The following is an 18,753-nucleotide window of genomic DNA, read 5'->3' as shown; positions in this document are numbered from 1 at the left end:
TACTTTTTCGAATTTCTATTTAGATTTTTTATTCAATTATATATTACTTCACAATTTCTCCACTTAACAAAGGAATTATAATTCATGAATAGAATATCTTCATGAATAAATAAAAAGTGAGGGATATATAATGCAGCGCTTAAATACGATTGATATTAGTAATGTACTAGAATTAGAAAAAGCTCTTTCGACTTTATTAAATGAAGTGATTTCTTCAAAACAAGACCTTGAAAATTGGTTAAAAGAGCAATCTAAATTAATTTGGAAAATCGAAGAACAATTAAGATCACACTATATTGCCTTTCAATGTAATACAAATAACAAAGAAATAAAAGATACTTTTGAACATGATCAGCAGTTTATACGACCTCTTTTAAAACGTTATCAACATTTATTTAATAATAAATACTTACAGTCACCTTTTCGAATGGAATTAGATTCTAAAGTATATGGTTTATTAGATGCTAAAATAAAAAATGCTCAAACGCTATTTTGTGAGGAAAACATCGAGTTAGAAATTAAAGAAGACAATTTAGTAACAGAGTACTTTGAAATTACAGGAGGATTAAGTGGAATTTGGGACGGCGAAGAAAAAACAATTACGGAATTACAATCATATTTACAAGATCCAAATCGCGATATTCGTAAACGGGCAAAAACCCTCATTTCTGAACAGTATATATCTGTTGAAAAACAGTTACAACAAATATTAAATGATTTAACAAAAATCCGACATCAAAAGGCTTTAAATGTTCAGTTAAATAATTATCGTGATTATATGTTTAAGAAATACGAACGCTTTGACTATACAGCAGAAGATTGCTATGAACTAGCTGAATCGATTCGTAAGTACGTTGTGCCACTTAAAGATAAAATATTACAAGAGAAAAAAGAGAAACTACAAGTGGATACGCTTCGTCCATGGGATGTAACAGCTGTAGCTCCTGATCAAAAAGTACTTAAACCTATTACAAATGAAAATGATTTAATTGAAAAAAGCACTCAAATCTTCAATAAACTAGATGTTGAATTTTCAGCACTTTTAAACCGAATGCATAAACATGAATGCCTAGATTTAATAAGCCGGAAAGGCAAGGCCGCTGGTGGTTTTTGTGAGTACTTACCTTCTTCTCAATTATCATTTATTTTTATGAACCTTAACTATACACAAGATGATGTTATCACTTTCATACATGAAATGGGTCATAGCATTCATAACGAACTCATAAAACCAATAGAGTTGCGACAGTTTATAGAAATTCCCGCCGAAACAGCTGAACTAGCTAGTATGACAATGGAATTATTCTCAATTGACTACTGGGAGAATTTCTATACAAACAAAAAAGATTTAAAACAAGCGAAAATCAACTTCTTTAAAGATATTATTTCATATTTACCTGTTATGCTTATCGTAGATCAATTTCAACACTGGCTTTATGAAAATTCGAATCATACTTCTGGAGAAAGAAATGAAAAATACTTACAACTTCAAAAAACTTATCAGTCTAGCGTCATACATATTGATGGTTACGAAAACTGGATAGCAACGAGTTGGTTACCTGTACTCCATATTTTTGAAGTGCCATTTTATTATATTGAATATGCAATTGCACAACTTGGTGCGCTACAAATGTATAAACAATATAAAGAAAATCCTAAACAAGCTCTAGAGAAATATAAAAAAGCTCTATCGCTAGGCAGCTCAAAATCAATAAAAGAAGTATATGAAACAGCTGGCATTCACTTTGATTTTTCAGGTGAAACAATTAAAGAACTAATGACATTTGTAGAAAAAGAATTAGAATTACTTGAACAAATATAAGAAGAAAGCTGCACCTATATTTTAGGTGTAGCTTTCTTCTTTATTTTATTAATCAGTTCTATGTACTGAAAATCTCCATATCCGATTGTTGGAAAAAGATGAAACAACTTTATTAATAATTCTTGCGTTGATAAATCTTTATTCTTAGAGATAAATTTCATTACAACATTATCTTCTTTTAGCATTTCTAAATATAAGTCTACAGCCTGATACATTACTGGAAGTAATTCAACAGATGGTTTTTCATGATTCACCAACACTTCTTTATATACAGAGTGATAGTTACCTAACTTAATTTCAGTTTGACTAACTTTAAATTCATCCTCTCTAAAACTATTTAAAACAATTCTCCCCTTATAGCCTGACTCCTCAAGATAAGAAAGGATCGTCAATAGATTCATTTGGCAAAACATATCCTCACCAAACCATAAAACAATACATTCATAGTTATTCTTAAAAAGATTATTTAATGGATCTATAACCTTTTTTATATAATCCTCAACCGAACTATTATGCCCTGTTGCTCTTGTTTTAATAAACTCCGCATCAAAAACTTGTGTAGTAACCAGGTTTACACACATCGCTTCGTTAAATGGTGCATAATCAGACTCACCCATTAGCTTTTTGTTTTTAAATTCTTCATACATCATTTGACCGTTTAATATGTTAAGTACATCTTTATCAAACAGATAACTCTTCGCATTTCGTAACTGCTCAACCTCTACTTTTCTAGAAATATTCATTTTAAACTCCCCTTCTTTATTTATATTGAGTTTAACAAATGATTGAATAGGCATTTTGTTAAGTTGAAATTCTCTTGGGTTCATTCCAAAAACATTTTTGGAAGCTCTACTATATCAATTTTAAAGGATTTCGAAAATCAAAACACGAATTTTGTAAATTAAGAGATGATTAGTTTTCTAATTGAAAATTTATGCTTAGAAAGGAAGTTACAATGAACGAGTTAGAAAAAGAGATACTCCACTTAATAAATGAACAATATCCATTAAATTTTATTAACATTAAATCCATAACGAACGAAATGTATCAATGTCTCGCGGAAGAAGGTACATACTTCATTAGAATTACAAACTATAAAACGTATGAAGAGCAGTTAGAAGAAGTTACATATACGAATTTTTTACACCAAAAGGGCTTAGGAGTCCCTCCAGTAATACCTTCTTTAATGGAGAATTTAGTAGAGAAATTAACATTAGACAAGGAACTTTTCGCTGTATTATATAAAGCTGCTCCTGGTATACATTTACCAAGAAGTGAATGGAATGCTAATGTGTTTAAAAAGCTTGGTCAACAAATTGGTAAATTGCATCGTATATCTAAAAAATTTGAAAGTATTGAACCGCTAAAACATATTTGCGACTGGTATGAAAATGAAGAATATAATTTTCTTAAGTATATCCCTAAAGAAGAGACTATTATTAGAGAAATTGCATCTGATACTTTATCTTCCATAAAAAATCTACCAAAAACATCTACGAACTACGGCCTGATCCATGGGGATTTATGGCTAGAAAACATTTTAGTTGATAATGATTCAAACTTAACAATGATTGATTTTCAAGACTGTGAAAAACATTTTTACATATTCGATTTAGCAGTTCCTATTTATAGTGCGATAGAATACTCATTTACTGGAAATGGGAATATTGTTGACTATGAGAATTCAATTACAAAAGCAATACTTGATGGGTATCAAGAAGAAAATGAACTACCTAAAGAAATGATAGACAAACTTCCCTTGTTTATAAAATTAAAGGAGATATTTGAATATAGTTTAATGCATATGTATTGGGATAAAGAAGAATTAACTGAGGAACAAGTACGGATAATGAATCTTTATAGAATAAAACTTGAAAATGAGTATCCCTGTATCAATATTTAAAATGGATGTTGTTTAACTACAAGGAAACTTTAGTTGAACAACATCATTTATTAGTTAATTACATACTAGGCAACATTTGATTTTTAATCACAAATATAGGTTCAATAATTTGTTCAAATATATTTCGTTTTCCGGAGAGACTTTCTCAGAAAACCTAGCTGCAATAATAATAGGAGCCCATTGAAAAATTTCATTTCTTGATAAATCAGTATTTCTGCAATATATATGTAAATACATTTCAGCTAATTCTACTGAAGCCTGAGCATACAATAGATAGGTACGAAACACATCTGCACGAATATCACCTAAACTAGCATCTACCCAATCTATTATTTTCACATTATCATTACTCAACATTAGATTATATGGGTGAAAGTCTCCATGACATAATCTGGGTTCAAACTTGATTGAATCTAACTTTTTCAATATATTTTCCTTTTGTTTCTCATCCAAATTATGTACAGATTTAATTTGACGCTCTAACCTTTCCCTCATTGATTCCATTTCATCCGTATTCACTCGTATAGCATGAATCTTTTTTTGTTCATTAACACAAAGGCCGATGTAATACTCTGCCTCATTTAGATTATTAAGCAGAAGATTACCAACACTTTCTCCTTTTACATATTCCATAATAATTGCCTGTCTATCTTGTACCTTTTTCACCTCAAATACGCTTGGAACTGGTAGTCCGCATGAAAAAGCATATTTTTGTTTTTTTGCTTCGTTTATAGCCTCTGTATCTGGGAGGTATTCTTTAAATAATTTCACAACCTTATCATCATATAGATAAATTTCTGCTGTATTCCCTTTTGCAATCGGATTACTTAGATTCACTTCATTTCCCTCCTTAAAACAAATTCAAATAACGCTTTATCTCTTCATTTAAATTCATTGTAATCATAACGAAAACCTTCTTCACGAAGATACAAAAAACTTACCACCTTCTATCCTAAATAGAAAGTGGTAAGTTTAATTGTTTAGAAATACCGGAATGAAACTTTGGTGTATGCAAGACAGTAAATGAATATCCCTGTTGAATAAACGATACTGCATTACTTTTACATTCAAATGGAATACTATTTTTCTTAAATTTGTTTTGCATTCGTTGTAAAAATGCTTGATCTGGTGTTCCGAAAGAAACGTGTACTTTCGGTGGTAAAGCTTTCATCGCAATTGGAATCCAAGGTCGCTGCCACCAAGTCGCAACGATGTATGCAGTGCCACCTATAACAAAGTTGAAAATGTCCCCATCTTCCATCGTTTTCATATTAAGATTTGATTTCAACCATTCCGTAAATACAGGTACACTTTTAACGGGAAGACCGATTTCCCTTACGTATAAAATATTTAACGGTGAATGCGGTACTAATACATCTTCTTTAACATAACTATGTGCGATAATTTCGAGAAGATTTCCATCACCGTCTTTAAAGTATAAATTGAATAGGCCGTTCTCCTCACCAATTGTATTTCCATCTTTCCACTTCACAATGAGTAATCCAGAACCTTCAAGCCATCTTGCCGTTTCATGAAATTTTGAGTATGGAATCTCAAATGCGAAATGCGCAGGTGCAATTGGTTCATATGCTTCCTGAAAACTAATTGTTGTGTATGGTGTTACTTCAAATTGAATAAATGATGCTGTTTCTTTTTTTATTGGAAAAGATAATATATCTCCGTATACTTGTTTTACTCCTTCTATAGAAACAGTTTGTAGTTTAATTTCTGAAATGTGTGTAATCATTGTAATAAACCTCCAAATTCATTATATTTATTAGTATTGTATTTCAAAAACTAACAGAAAAAATCCATCTGGAGATTGAAACTTTAATTAAAAAAACTACTACTTTTGTATTAGAACAGTTAAGTTAACATTTTCGGCTAATGCAATAAAATCTTAATTTCAAGCAGTTTGCGTTTTAGTACAAACAATTGGTATGAACGACCACATCAGGATATAATGAATAATATCTTAAGCTAAAAGGAGTGTTATATTGTGACTCAAAGAATTTCTTACTATGATGCTGCACCTGATGCTATGAAAATTATGATGGACATGGAAAAGTACACAAAGCAATCAACGATTAATCGAACGACTAGAGAGCTTATTAAAATTAGAGTTTCTCAAATAAATGGCTGTGCTTACTGCATAGATTTACATACATCTGATGCACGAAAAATGGGAGAGACTGAACAAAGAATTTATTGTTTAAGCACTTGGGATGAATGTACTTTTTATACACCAGAAGAAAAAATCGCTATTGAACTAGCTGAGCATATTACACTTATTCCTACTAAAAGAGTTCCTGATTCCTTATATAAACGAGTATGTGAACATTATGATGAAAAACAATATATTGATCTTGTCTTAATTATTAATCAAATTAATAATTGGAATAGAATTTCTATCGCGATGGGAAATACACCTGCTAAAAAATAACAACATAAGCAAACATCTTTCTTACTATATACGTTATATCTTTATTGAATACGCTTCAAAAAGGTTGATTCTTATATCTTACAAGAACCAACCTTTTTAGGTTATATTGCATTAGGAATTTACCAATGTTTTCTTATTTCTGCTACTATAACTTCCGGATAATCCCAATGTAACAGATGGGTAGAATCTGGGATTAGTTTTACTGTCGCTCTCGTTCTCTCACTAAAAATACTCGCTGTCTTCCCTCTATACTCATCCCAAATTTCTGGTACTGTAGCACGAAGTAATATTATATTAGATGGTAACTCCTCATATATATCCATTGTTTCATCCTTGTGCATACCTCTTACGATATTACCAGCTGTTGTACCCCTCGCATGCCAACATACTTTATTATCTATTTCTATACCAAGATCCTTAACTGCAAGTTCTAATAATGGAGACCATCTTGTATAAACTTCTTTTTCACTTTTAAAGAAATCATCCCAACTATTAAATACATACTCTTCAAAGTCCTTTTCATAATAAGCAATTTCTTCTTCCAACGTTTCTTCTTGAAACCTTTTCGTTTGATACCCTCCATCAATGAGAATACTGCCTAATACCTTTTCTGGATTATTTAATAAATAAAATAGCGCTACAAAACTTCCCCATGAATGTGATAGAAAATAGAAATGTTCAATTCTCAGTTCATTTATTATTTCATTTAACCAATTTGCTAAATTTCGCATCTCATAATCTTCTGTTTTTTCAAAGGACGGTGTTTTACCATGGCCAGGTGCATCAATGGAAATAAGTCTATACTCTTCCTTTAGTTCTTCTGCGATTTCTATAAAACTTAAACTTGTACTACCTAATCCATGTAAACAAAAAATAACGGGTTTATCATTTCCTCCCCACTCAGTAATATGTACGTTTAATTTTTCATTGTTAATATAGTAACGTTTCAAAACAATTATCCTCCATATTTTAATTTTTAAATTTACATTATACTTATTTCTATTATTTTCAAGTTTCCCCTGCTTTTGTTCATACAAAAAAGCAGATTGTCTTTAAAAGAAAATCTGCCTTTACGCTAATGTATATTATAATTTAACAGCAATAATCATAAACCTTTTTGAATTCGTACGAACCCCTTTTTCAGAACTATTCGCATCAATGAATTTTTGTAAAATAGTAAAATCCTCTTTCTCTTCTCCAAATCTAGGAATAATAGGCGTATGTTTTAATAAGAAAATGAGATCTTCAGGAGTACTATAATAATCAGTTACATCATATTCACGTACTTGCACAAGTTCAAATCCTGCACTAATAAGTTCACTCATATACTTTTCTTTTAAAGTCCCATCTCTATCGCCTAAGCATTGTCCTCTTCCAAATGCTTCTTTAAGATTCAATTTATCATGTTCGCACACTTGTTGAGTTAAGAAAAAAGCACCTTTTTTCATTACTTTTGCTAATTCGGATGCTACAAATGGTGCATGACAACTAGAAGCAATATCAAAATGAGCATGCGGAAACGTTAAAGCTTCCGAATCCATTTGAAGAAACTCAACGTTTTGTACACCTGCTTTTTTCAAGTTGGAATGTGCTTTTTCAATCATGCCATTTGAATTATCTATTCCAGTTAGTAATTTAGCTGAGGATGCTATGTTAAGTACATTTTCTCCGCCACCTGTACCAACATCAAGTAACATGTCTGATGGTTTACATCTTTCTTTCACTTCTCCATAAAAGTCCCAAGTTTCTCCAACTATTTTACATTTTAATTTACTAAAATCCCACCCATTTAATCGTCCTACTTTATCATAATAGTTTTTATACTCTAATTCATTCATCTTAATATTTCCCCTTTGTAAAAATGTATGAAATGTTTAATTTTGATAATCCTCGAAATAGACTCATAGTTGATAGTATCTTAAAAGAGCCTATGTCTCCTTTTATAACTGATACATGTTTTTTCAGCTCCGAACAACTAGTTACTTTGAACAATACGGCATTTCATCTACTCCACCTCTGTTGGAAAATTATATGTATAAAAACCTTTTTGTTTAATTATATATTATAAAATACAAATTATTAATACAATATGTTTTAAAACACCACATGAAGTTTACATAATAATATTATATTTTATTTTTATCGATAATATTCTAAATGACCTCTCCCCAACCACACATGCTATCCAAAAACAACACTTACCGTTTTTCCATGTTCAGATAAGCTATATTCCACTTTAAGTGGTATTTCTTGATAAATTTCGCGTTTTATTAGTTGATCTTTTTCTAATTCCCTAAGTTTCTTCGCTAATGTTCCTTGAGATATATCTGATATTAATCGCTTTAATTCACCAAACCGTTTTGTTCCATCTGTTAATAAAATAAATAAAATGAGTGGTTTCCATTTACCACCGATTATTTGTAATGTTGCTATTACCCCTTTTAATTTCGGTTCTTGTAAATCCATTTTCTCACCTCTGCCATCCCATCATAGATCATAAAAAATTTTTTATGTTATTTCTCAGTTTACCTATTCATTAGTACGAAAGTTACGACTAAGTACAAATAAAGTGCGTACTTTTCAATATTCATATTTTAACGAATAATAAAAGCAACACAGATTAATTTTTAATTTTATATTAAGGGAGAGGCTTAATCATGTCTTTTACTACATTAAAAGATAAGCAAATCGTTATCATTGGTGGGAGTTTTACTGCCCACAAATAGCTGGATAAATAGTTTAATGAATATATCACAGCACTCACAAACTGTTTTTCTCCTTTATCGTTATTTTTATACTGTAATAATTGTATAACATATCAATCATTACACCATTTTATTTTCCAACCTTTTAACCTTTGTCTTGGTGTAAAATAACATGTGTAGGAAATAAAAATATTTAAAGGTCCAATTTCTTAATTTTCACATTAAGAAATTGGACCCTCTTTCATTACTTTGGAATATTCATAACACGTTATTACATTTATTATTAAGAATATACGCTTTATATTAACTGCTTCAGTTGAGTTAGTCTTTTTAATAACACATAAACTAGTTAAATTTTACTTATTAAGCTCCAAACATTCATAAACTGCCATCATATCTCGTTTATCCAACTCACGAATACGATTAAAAATAGGTATATCCTCAACAGCTTCCGTTCGTAAGCTTTCATCCACAACATCACTAACTTTTCCAATTAACCATGTCTCTACGTCTATCCCATCAACAATTTCTTTAAGCCCTTCATCGTTAATACCACTTGCGTTACAAGTTACACATGGAATTGTTAATTTAAACACACCATCATGTAGATTATCTTCTGTTATAACTTTCTTTCCTTTACAGAATGGGCATGGGTTGCTTTTTTTAATTTTATTAATTTGGGTAACTATTTTTTTGTAACCAAATGCTTCATACACATATGTTAGTTTTTTATATTTACCATTTGTGAAATACTTATCTATAATGGTTTCTCTTGTTTCATACACATTAGGAAAATCACAAACAGTTATTTGATTATTAACGCTAATAGATTCTATATTTCCTTTTATTTCGTCCCAGAATGGTAAAACATTTTGTAACACCATTTCATAGTTTGAAAAGCTTGCCTGCTCTAATTCAAACATTTTCAGTGCAACTTGTAGTTTTCTTGGCAATAAAGAAACATCTTCTGTCAATCTCATATCGCCACCAACAATAGATTTTAATTTATGAAGTGCAGGTAAATCACCGACTATTTTCAACACTTCATCAACTGGTTGATTGATAATTTCACGAATATCGAAGTTATCAAATTTAAGCGGTTTATGATGATTTAAAACTGTCCCCTCACAAATTGGACATACACTCATTTCTTTAGATTCTTTAATTTGTTCTTTAATAGCTGCTTTAGAAATAACAATATATCCGCCAATAATCGTATTAAATCCTACCCATGTTCTACGTGTCTTTCCTTTTTTGTCATAAAATGATTTTTCAAAATATCCGTACCAAAATGTATGTTTTTCTTCTTCTGACATATCATTATAGCTCTTTGACAAATCGTGACCAAGTTCATTTTTAATTTCTTCAAATAGAAATTCTATTTTTTCATACTGATAAAATTTTAGCACTTTCATGATTTCTGGATCGAATAGACCATCCCAAAATGGAACATTTTTATCTTGGATTGTAATCTCTTTATCAAAAATTTCAATTTGAAGACGTCCGGAACAAGATGGACAATGATTTTCCTGTGAATAGAAATCAAAACTTCTCGTATCTTTATTAGTCGGATGGGCAGCTACAATATGATTAATCAATCCACCAATCTCATACAAGAAACTATATTGACTATACAAATGTCTTTCTAGATCAATTGCAACAACTGGTGCAATTATATCAGATTCGTATTCACCATAAATTAATCGCGCCATTGATGATAAACTCTTTAAAATACCACCCTTGTAAACATTTTCGGCATTTTTAAAATAATTGATATGATTTTCTTCTAAATAGTGAAGGCCTTCTCTCTGCTTAAGCATAGAAGAAATACGGATTTGTTCTGTATTATGCACACTGTTTTTTTGACAATAATATTCATCATGACTAACAACATCGAGGTGCTTTACTGATTCATCCTGTCTTTTACCAAAATCAACAATAAAATCAGAGCTTTCTAGCATATAGCTATTATGTTCAATCATTACGATAGAGACTGATTCGTCTTGTAAAATACCTCTTACACTATCAATAAATTGATTTAAAATATTTTGTGATAAACCTTTTGAAGGCTCATCAAAAATAAATAATGTATGTGGGTTTCTTGTGTTTGCAAATAACTCCGAAACTAAATGAACACATTGAAACTCACCCGTTGATAATGTTTGTGTTTTTCGTTCTAATGTTAAATAGCCAAGTCCTAATTTAATTAGTAGGCTCAAACGTTTATAAGCGATATCTTCATTTGGAAGTTCATCAATAATATCCTCAATCGAGCGTTCGAAAATATCATCGATTTCTTCACTATACTTTGTTAGTTTCTTTTTAACATCAAGGAACGTTGCAACGGTTGATCGACTTGTAATCGATTGGTTTCGATCTTGCCCAACCATAACTAGTTTATCTTTTGGATATCGCTTTAGAAAATCTTGAGCTACACATTCATTGACAAGTGTAGATTTCCCACAACCCGATTCTCCTGTAACCGTTACAAGTCTATTTTTAGGAATCTGAAACTCATTCATTTGGATATTACGGCAATACAAATCATGGAACGTATAATATTCTGTTGGCATTTCTTTATTTCTGTCCCACAGTATTGGTTTTGGCCTTGGTGATTCTTTCACAACTTTCCCGCCATATTTCCCGCTACCTGGGCCAAAGAACAATTGCTCATCAGTTGTATTCAGTACTGTATCTGAATGATCAATGAGCCAAATTTGATTTTTACACCCTAATTGTTTAATCTCTTCTAATATTTGTAATAACGTTTCGTGATCAAGTCCAACTGAAATCTCATCAATAATAATTACAGCATTTTCACTTACTGCCATGAATTCAGCCAAATAAAGTCGTGTTAACTCTCCACCTGACAACGTACCCATAATTCGATTTAATGTTAAATAACCAATGTTCATATTAATTATATTTTGTAGTATATGTTGTTTTGCTTCACTAATATTTAATTCTTTTGCTAATGAAAGAATAGATTCAATACTTAAATCATTAATATCTGAAATTGTATGTGGTTTAGCAAACAAATCAATTACATATTGTTCAATTTCGTCACTATAGCGTTTACCCTTACATTTTTTACATTCAATATTTTTAGTAGTGCCTCGTCCTTTGCAGCCAGCACACCAGCCTAACTGATTATTAAACGAAAATACCTCAGGGGAAAGATTAAATTTTTCAGCAAGTTTTTCACGAACCTCTGTAAAAACACCAGTATGAGTTCCTATTGTTGAACGGGGATTAGATGAAATCGATGATTTTCCTAGAAAAAGTACTAATGGCATTTCTTCCATCTTAATAGCACTAAAATTCGTTTCCATAATGTTAGGAAATAGATATTGATATTCAGCTTTTGGTAATAAAGAAACTAATCGTTTTTTTGATTCTTCGCCAATCGTTTGGCAAAATGTAGTTTTACCTGATCCAGACAAACCAGCAATTCCAAACGATTTATTTGCCAATATTTCTGCATCCAATTTATTAATATTATTCGCAATTAATTGATTTACTTTCATATTAACCTCTATTCTTATAGTTGTTGAAAAACGTTTTTATAAGATAATAATTACATAATAAATATAGATTATATAGCATCTATCCATTCAATTCATCGGTCTTAACCTTATATTTATCAAACCAATATTTCCAGTCATCTTTTGAAAATTCTTTTTCTTCTCCTTGTAAAACAGAAGAAAAAAGATCTAGACAAATATGCCAACCGGCTATATCTTTCGGTGTATGATCTGTTAATTCATGAATGAATTCTTTAAGTATTAATATGGATCCATTTTTCTCTTTATGTATTTCAAATCGAACACGATCTTTATCCCACGTGAATTCTAATGTTGAATTTATTTTACAATCTAAAATATCAATATTTAAAAACGAACCATTCATCATGTCGAATTTAATAATTCCACCTGTTTTAAGATTTTCTATTTGCAAGTTAGACATCCACTTTTTCAATTTATTATTATCTGTTAACACAGACCATACTTCTTCTATCGAATATGGAAAATGCCGATCAAATTGTACTACGTATTCATTATTTTGTTTATCTATTATAGCAATCATTATTCATACGCCTCCTTCTGCTTCCAACAGAATATATGTTCTCTTTTATTATTTTACTTGATTTTACTAAAAAAATAAATCTCAATTAACATACTTTTTACGATATTTTAACAATAAAGGGCTTTGTTATTATTTAACCATTTACTATAATCATCCTATACAGGTTGTTCTTTGAAAACTGAAGATATGAGGTTGGTACGAGAAAAGATTCGTACCGTAAAATCTTCAATCACTCGCCATTCATACCAAAAGAGCGAAAACCAAGCCATGACGTTGGTATGGATAAGACAGTCATAATCGCTAAAATGCGGTGGGTCCTTGCCAAGGACAAAAAGAAAATGGTGCTTATTTGTGTGTATACACCAACGGGTCATTATTGACTAATTATCTTCTCCTTATTTTCATGACAAAAAGAAAAAGCAGAAAGAATACTCCCTACTGCTTTTATAATAGATGGTACATTTCATATTGTGCTAAAGCGTTCTTTTCAAATCCACATTTCTTCAAATACCCCTGAAGTAACCCGTTATTAGGAAGCCCAATTGATAAACTTGATAACTTTAATTCTTCACTTGCTACTTGTAATAATCGCGTCGCAATACCAATATTTCTATAGTCCTTATCTACGAATATATAGCTAATTTTCCCATGTTCATTTACACATAAAGAGCCTATTAATTCATTATCAACATATGCACCATAAAATGTATTATTTGTTTTTTCAATATAATCAATATCATTTTGCCAATTTATATGAAAGTTCAACCATTCTCGAATTCCAACTTTAAATGTTGGAAATTCTAATCTTTTTACTTCAATATTTTCGTTATCTTTATTTGTTAGTTTAGTTACATCATTTAAATTATAATAAGAAAGATCATACACTTTTTCATAACCTAGTGTATTATAAAATTTAATCGCCCGATCATTACCTACAATGACCTCAAGAAAAAGTTGTTTGCATCCATTTTGAATCGCCTCTTCTTTATGCAGTTCAAATAAATACTGACTTACACCAATCCCTCGATACTCTGGATGAACAGCTAATGTTCCGCAACGCATCGTTTTTATATTTTCATAAACCTTTATACCACCAAGTATCACACCAACAGATTTGTCACCGTCTAAAGCAAGAAAAGAGTTTTCTAGCGAGTTACCTTCTGGTCCCAAAAATCTTTTAATAAAATTTTCTTTAGAAACATCCATTTTAATAATATAATCTGAAAATCCGTCTTTAAAAGCTTCATACACTAAATCTATACTCTCTTCACTACATCTTTTGTATTGAATCATATAAGTATAATCCTCCACTATGAGTTGTTATATACTACATTCGAACACATGAAATGAATTCCCTTCACCATATCCATCCTTTATTCCATGAATAACAACTTGACTAAATCCATTTGCAATAAGTATATTTTCAAATTCTTTTAAATCATATAGTCTTATAGGGAAATCCATAATCTCAGTTTCTGCTATTTTTTCATCATGAATAACTTCATATTTTAGTTTTATATATAAAAGCTTTTGTGCCTCATCATATGATACTTTTCTATATTCAACAATTAATTCATCGTTAATTTCTTTTCTATTTGTCTCCATCCAATCTAAAATTTGTTCTGTCTCACTTCCAGCTTGTACAACTGTAAGCAGTAATTTACCATTTTTCTTCAAGTTATATTTCATATTTTGAAGACTAATGTCTACTAAATTATCTGGTAAAAGTGAAAATGATCCAATAGGTATCATAATAAGATCATATTTTTTATTACCATGGAATTTTTCAATTCTTTCTTGAGATACAACGGGTTTCAAATTGAGTTGTTCTGCTTTCTCTTTACACATTTTAAGCATGTCTTCTGAAAGATCGAATCCCTCTATGTCCACACCATTTTGCATAAATGGAATTAGCATTCTACCATTTCCACACATTGGTTCTAACACTTTTATATTTTTATCTTTTGCAAAAGAAAGATAAAAATCCAATTCTTTTCCGGCCGCCATTGATTTATCACTTTCATATATTTTTGTGCAAAGTTCACCATAATATGTATGCACTATTATTTCACCCCTTAATTTGAAATGAGCGGACAACTCTCTAACTATCTATTATTTACGACAGTAATCTCACAAACACGTAAAAAAGCAATTAAATGCTCACATGCTCGTTCACATGCTAACATTTTAAAAATCTTTTGTTCTTCTTTCGTTTTATCATTCGCTTGATCTGAAGCAGCTTTTAAACATAAAAAGGGTTTTTTATTTACATGACACACATAAGCAAATGCTGCCACTTCTTGATCAACGGCTAAAGCTCCATAAACAGTATGCAGTAAATATCTCATTTCTGAACTACGGATACGCTGATCTCCTGACAAAAAGGTACCAAAATGAACGGGGTCATACGAACGCAATTTCTTCATTCGTTTTACGAGCGATTTAGTTGTTTCAATAGGTGCTGTTCTACCATCATATAGATTAAAAATATCTTCTCCTGAACCAGCCGCTGTAACGTCGTGCTGTAAAGTATTAAGTGCTACTACGATATGCCCGTTTTTCACTTTATCTGATAAGCTCCCGCAAATTCCTGTCATAAATAACTGATCTGGCTGGAATTCACTAATTAACAATTGTACACAACTAGCACAACTTACTTTACCGACACCAGTTATAACTGAAATAACTTCTAATTCATTAATAGAATGAAAATGAAATTCCCAAGCTGCTCTTTTTTCTACACGCTCACTTGGATAATGTTGATGCAAATACGTAAGTTCTGGTTCCCATGCGGATACAATTGCAATACGTTTCATTACACGCTTCACTTCCCCTATTGTCATTTAAATAAGTCATCTATACTCTCTCGTTCATAATCTGGTATCCACTCTTTATACTCCTCATATAAATCCCGTATCATTTCTTTATTCTTCGCGATTACTTCACATCCTCTATCATCAAAAATAAACATGATAATATCTTTCGTTGCATTTATAAGAAATACATCTGGATAAGAAACCTCTTTTTTGCGTCCAAACCGAGGATAAAGATTCGGAAAATCTTCATGATTAGCAGCTTGAATAAGCGATTCATATTTAATATTTTCCGCAAGACATTTTAAAGAAAATTGAGATGTACAATACAAGTCAGCTTCTTCATCTTCAAATAGAAAAGGTAACGTTTCTTGTCTTATACGAAATTTTAAATCTCTCTTCTTAATATATCTATTGTATACATTTATTTTCTGTGGAGTTTTTATATTTTCCTTTTTAAATCGATAAACATTTGTTACTAAAAATACTGTATCTTTTTTCGAGAATATATCATGGAATACTTCTTTATTGTATTTATATAACTGATAAAAATAATCCATATTATATTCATCTGTTCCCTCTTTGAATTGATATTTACCTTTCCCAAAATCAAAATGTAAATGATTTTCCCACTGAGAGTATATGTACGGTAGTAATGTAACTCCTGGAAATGTTTGATTCATATATTCTTTTAATTGCATTTTCATATCCTTTCTACTTTACAATTTCTTTTAAATGCCAATATGCTTCTTCTAGCCACGGATGTATAATTTTCCAGTTGAAGCAAATGAATATACATCATTATATAACATAGCAAATCTCTTTATAACTAACTTTCATTATAATGTAGAATTTAAATATCCTTTTTATTTTGTATTCGTTATAAATGGTTTAATTCCTTTTTAATACGTTACATGAAATTTTATATTGAATCATTGCTACAAAGTGCATAAATGTTTGCTATTATAGTAATGTTGATGATTTGTAAGGAAAGGAACTAAGAAAATGAATAAAAATATATTAATTATTGATGATGATAAAGAAATTGTTGAATTACTTGCTGTTTATTTACGAAATGAAGGCTATAACATTTATAAAGCATATGATGGCGATGAAGCCTTGCACATGGTATCTACATATGAAGTGGATCTTATGATTTTGGATATTATGATGCCAAAACGAAACGGTCTAGAAGTTTGCCAAGAAGTTCGTGAAAATAATACTGTACCTATTCTTATGCTTAGTGCCAAAGCTGAAGATATGGATAAAATATTAGGGCTTATGACAGGGGCAGATGATTATATGATTAAACCATTCAATCCACTAGAACTAGTGGCTAGAGTGAAAGCTTTGTTGAGAAGATCCTCTTTCCAAAATACTGCTCCCCAAAAGAAAGAAGATGGTATCATTCGTATTCGAACGGCTGAGATCCATAAGCATAATCATACCGTTAAAGTAAATGGAGAATTTATTAAACTCACCTCAATTGAATTTGATATATTATATTTACTTGCAAGCAATACAGGGAGAGTATTTAGTTCCGAAGAAATATTTGAACGCGTATGGAATGAAGATGGTTATGGTTCTAACAAAACTGTAATGGTTCATATTAGCAATTTACGAGATAAACTTGAAACAGTTATGAATGGGGAAAAATTTATTCATACTGTTTGGGGAGTGGGCTATAAAATTGAGAAATGAGGCATTTGATATATTAAAAGATATTCCAAAATGGAAAATTATTTTTTGGTTCTTATTATCTATTATTCTTACTCCAATTACTGAATTAATTATATATCGCCTCATTACGAGTGTAATTGAGAGTTCACTTACTTTAAGCGAACTCGGTAAAGAATTCATTAGAATTTTCGGCTATGAAAAATATAAAGGACTCAAGGAATCTCTCTGGATGATGATTGTATCTTATTTGTTTCTATTCTCTATATTCTCATCCTATTTATACATTTTTTATCGTCATGAAAGAAAGCTTTATTATGAAACTTGTATAAAAAAAATGATTGAAGAGATTCGTTATATTGCGAGTGGAAATTTTAATCATAAAGTTTCTATCGTAAATCATAACTATCTAGAAGAGCTAGCAACTGGAGTCAATCAAATTGTAGAACAATTAAAAGTCTCGATTGATGAAGAAAGACAGGCGGAACAAGCAAAAAGTGAGCTGATTACAAATGTATCACATGATTTACGTACTCCCCTTACATCTATAGTTGGATACGTGAATTTAATCCATCATGATAATTATAGGGATGAAGTGGAATTGCGTCATTATATACAAGTCATTTATGGTAAAGTAACACGTCTAAATGCATTAATGAATGACTTGTTTGAATATACACGTGTTCAAAATAAAGAGTTAAGTTTATATTCTGCTCCCATTGATATCGTAGAGCTACTTGGACAATTAACTGTTCAATTCCGCATACAGGTTCAAGAAGCTAATATAGAATGTCGACCTTCTTTCCCATCTCAAAAACTCATGGTATTAGCTGATGGAGACAAATTAGTGCGTGTATTTGAAAATCTTATTATAAACGCTATTGCTTATGGAAACGATGGTGGCTATATTGACCTTACTGCTTATGAAAGCAATAATATGATTGCAGTTGATATAACAAATTACGGACAACCTATTCCTAGTACAGATTTACCTCATATTTTTGAGCGCTTTTATCGCGTTGAAAAATCACGTTCAACAAACACTGGTGGATCTGGACTCGGATTAGCAATTGCCAAAAGTATTGTCGAACTGCACAATGGAACAATTGAAGTATATAGTGATGATAACAAAACGACTTTCACAGTAAAACTACTTCCATATAAATGTTAAGACAACATAATTTTAGGTTCAATTTCTTATCTTATAAGAAATTGAACCTTTTATTTTCCATCAATAACCAAAATTAAATAATCCTTTATAATTCTTTAGAAATTCTTTACCTTTTCTTTCTTCCTAATTAAGC

16 protein-coding genes and 1 pseudogene are annotated in these 18,753 nt (G+C 30.6%); 5 read left to right on the top strand and 12 right to left on the bottom strand.

The window, feature by feature from the left end:
- Window positions 1–130: 130 nt before the first annotated feature.
- Entirely contained in the window at window positions 131–1,822 is a 1,692-nt protein-coding gene (locus MR065_RS18705; RefSeq protein ID WP_242214687.1) for a M3 family oligoendopeptidase, read from the top strand.
- A 14-nt stretch (window positions 1,823–1,836) separates the two neighbouring features.
- Here the strand turns inward: MR065_RS18705 and MR065_RS18700 are convergent, their stop codons facing one another.
- The gene (locus MR065_RS18700; protein ID WP_242214686.1) at window positions 1,837–2,649 is read right to left on the bottom strand and encodes an AraC family transcriptional regulator; all 813 of its coding nucleotides are present in this window, start codon (window positions 2,647–2,649) and stop codon (window positions 1,837–1,839) included.
- Window positions 2,650–2,756: 107 nt separating this feature from the next.
- On the opposite strand from MR065_RS18700, the gene MR065_RS18695 reads away from it, so the two are divergent.
- The gene (locus MR065_RS18695; RefSeq protein ID WP_242214685.1) at window positions 2,757–3,725 is read left to right on the top strand and encodes a phosphotransferase enzyme family protein; all 969 of its coding nucleotides are present in this window, start codon (window positions 2,757–2,759) and stop codon (window positions 3,723–3,725) included.
- A gap of 87 nt (window positions 3,726–3,812) precedes the next feature.
- Here the strand turns inward: MR065_RS18695 and MR065_RS18690 are convergent, their stop codons facing one another.
- Window positions 3,813–4,562: an aminoglycoside phosphotransferase family protein gene (locus MR065_RS18690; RefSeq protein ID WP_242214684.1), complete on the bottom strand. Its 750-nt coding sequence runs from the start codon at window positions 4,560–4,562 to the stop codon at window positions 3,813–3,815.
- A 115-nt stretch (window positions 4,563–4,677) separates the two neighbouring features.
- Window positions 4,678–5,472 carry a VOC family protein gene (locus MR065_RS18685; protein ID WP_242214683.1) on the bottom strand — a complete coding sequence of 265 codons (795 nt, stop codon included), beginning with the start codon at window positions 5,470–5,472 and terminating at the stop codon, window positions 4,678–4,680.
- A gap of 252 nt (window positions 5,473–5,724) precedes the next feature.
- On the opposite strand from MR065_RS18685, the gene MR065_RS18680 reads away from it, so the two are divergent.
- On the top strand, window positions 5,725–6,168 hold the full coding sequence (locus tag MR065_RS18680; RefSeq protein ID WP_242214682.1) for a carboxymuconolactone decarboxylase family protein: 444 nt from the start codon (window positions 5,725–5,727) through the stop codon (window positions 6,166–6,168).
- A gap of 119 nt (window positions 6,169–6,287) precedes the next feature.
- On the opposite strand, the gene MR065_RS18675 is transcribed toward MR065_RS18680, so the two are convergent.
- The 9 genes and pseudogenes from MR065_RS18675 to MR065_RS18635 all read right to left on the bottom strand — a co-directional run bounded on the left by MR065_RS18675 (window position 6,288) and on the right by MR065_RS18635 (window position 16,473).
- Complete coding sequence (locus MR065_RS18675; RefSeq protein ID WP_242214681.1) at window positions 6,288–7,118, bottom strand: alpha/beta fold hydrolase; 831 nt, start codon at window positions 7,116–7,118, stop codon at window positions 6,288–6,290.
- Between the two features lie 135 nt (window positions 7,119–7,253).
- Window positions 7,254–8,006, bottom strand: coding sequence for a class I SAM-dependent methyltransferase (locus MR065_RS18670; RefSeq protein ID WP_242214680.1), 753 nt, complete (start codon window positions 8,004–8,006; stop codon window positions 7,254–7,256).
- A gap of 288 nt (window positions 8,007–8,294) precedes the next feature.
- Window positions 8,295–8,634: pseudogene (locus MR065_RS18665) on the bottom strand (winged helix-turn-helix transcriptional regulator).
- Between the two features lie 595 nt (window positions 8,635–9,229).
- Window positions 9,230–12,400 carry an ATP-binding cassette domain-containing protein gene (locus MR065_RS18660; protein ID WP_242214679.1) on the bottom strand — a complete coding sequence of 1,057 codons (3,171 nt, stop codon included), beginning with the start codon at window positions 12,398–12,400 and terminating at the stop codon, window positions 9,230–9,232.
- A 79-nt stretch (window positions 12,401–12,479) separates the two neighbouring features.
- Window positions 12,480–12,959, bottom strand: a complete 480-nt coding sequence (locus tag MR065_RS18655; protein WP_242214678.1) for an SRPBCC family protein — start codon at window positions 12,957–12,959, stop codon at window positions 12,480–12,482.
- Window positions 12,960–13,403: 444 nt separating this feature from the next.
- Entirely contained in the window at window positions 13,404–14,252 is an 849-nt protein-coding gene (locus MR065_RS18650; protein ID WP_242214677.1) for a GNAT family N-acetyltransferase, read from the bottom strand.
- A gap of 27 nt (window positions 14,253–14,279) precedes the next feature.
- The gene (locus MR065_RS18645) at window positions 14,280–15,020 is read right to left on the bottom strand and encodes a class I SAM-dependent methyltransferase (RefSeq protein WP_242214676.1); all 741 of its coding nucleotides are present in this window, start codon (window positions 15,018–15,020) and stop codon (window positions 14,280–14,282) included.
- 44 nt (window positions 15,021–15,064) lie between these two features.
- Window positions 15,065–15,802, bottom strand: coding sequence for a 5'-methylthioadenosine/S-adenosylhomocysteine nucleosidase (gene mtnN, locus MR065_RS18640; protein ID WP_141436573.1), 738 nt, complete (start codon window positions 15,800–15,802; stop codon window positions 15,065–15,067).
- Window positions 15,799–16,473 carry a DUF3885 domain-containing protein gene (locus tag MR065_RS18635; RefSeq protein ID WP_242214708.1) on the bottom strand — a complete coding sequence of 225 codons (675 nt, stop codon included), beginning with the start codon at window positions 16,471–16,473 and terminating at the stop codon, window positions 15,799–15,801. Before MR065_RS18635 ends, mtnN begins: the two co-directional genes overlap by 4 nt.
- Before the next feature lie 304 nt (window positions 16,474–16,777).
- Between MR065_RS18635 and MR065_RS18630 the strand changes: the two genes are divergently transcribed.
- Both MR065_RS18630 and MR065_RS18625 read left to right on the top strand, forming a co-directional pair.
- Window positions 16,778–17,473, top strand: coding sequence for a response regulator transcription factor (locus MR065_RS18630; protein WP_242214675.1), 696 nt, complete (start codon window positions 16,778–16,780; stop codon window positions 17,471–17,473).
- Complete coding sequence (locus MR065_RS18625; protein ID WP_242214674.1) at window positions 17,463–18,620, top strand: sensor histidine kinase; 1,158 nt, start codon at window positions 17,463–17,465, stop codon at window positions 18,618–18,620. The genes MR065_RS18630 and MR065_RS18625 overlap by 11 nt, the downstream gene beginning before the upstream one ends.
- The last annotated feature ends 133 nt before the right edge of the window (window positions 18,621–18,753 follow it).

The sequence above is a fragment of the Bacillus cereus group sp. BfR-BA-01383 genome (genome assembly GCF_022663495.1).
In the GTDB taxonomy this organism is placed as follows: domain Bacteria; phylum Bacillota; class Bacilli; order Bacillales; family Bacillaceae_G; genus Bacillus_A; species Bacillus_A cereus_AU.
Note: the sequence above shows the minus strand (reverse complement) of the source record. Positions and strands in the feature narration are given on the sequence as shown.

Coding starts and splice junctions, on each gene's coding strand:
- MR065_RS18705 (WP_242214687.1), top strand. CDS start 131: ATGCAGCGCTTAAATACGATTGATATTAGTAATGTACTAGAATTAGAA.
- MR065_RS18700 (WP_242214686.1), bottom strand. CDS start 2,649: ATGAACCCAAGAGAATTTCAACTTAACAAAATGCCTATTCAATCATTT.
- MR065_RS18695 (WP_242214685.1), top strand. CDS start 2,757: ATGCTTAGAAAGGAAGTTACAATGAACGAGTTAGAAAAAGAGATACTC.
- MR065_RS18685 (WP_242214683.1), bottom strand. CDS start 5,472: ATGATTACACACATTTCAGAAATTAAACTACAAACTGTTTCTATAGAA.
- MR065_RS18670 (WP_242214680.1), bottom strand. CDS start 8,006: ATGAATGAATTAGAGTATAAAAACTATTATGATAAAGTAGGACGATTA.
- MR065_RS18660 (WP_242214679.1), bottom strand. CDS start 12,400: ATGAAAGTAAATCAATTAATTGCGAATAATATTAATAAATTGGATGCA.
- MR065_RS18655 (WP_242214678.1), bottom strand. CDS start 12,959: ATGATTGCTATAATAGATAAACAAAATAATGAATACGTAGTACAATTT.
- MR065_RS18650 (WP_242214677.1), bottom strand. CDS start 14,252: ATGATTCAATACAAAAGATGTAGTGAAGAGAGTATAGATTTAGTGTAT.
- mtnN (WP_141436573.1), bottom strand. CDS start 15,802: ATGACAATAGGGGAAGTGAAGCGTGTAATGAAACGTATTGCAATTGTA.
- MR065_RS18635 (WP_242214708.1), bottom strand. CDS start 16,473: ATGCAATTAAAAGAATATATGAATCAAACATTTCCAGGAGTTACATTA.
- MR065_RS18630 (WP_242214675.1), top strand. CDS start 16,778: ATGAATAAAAATATATTAATTATTGATGATGATAAAGAAATTGTTGAA.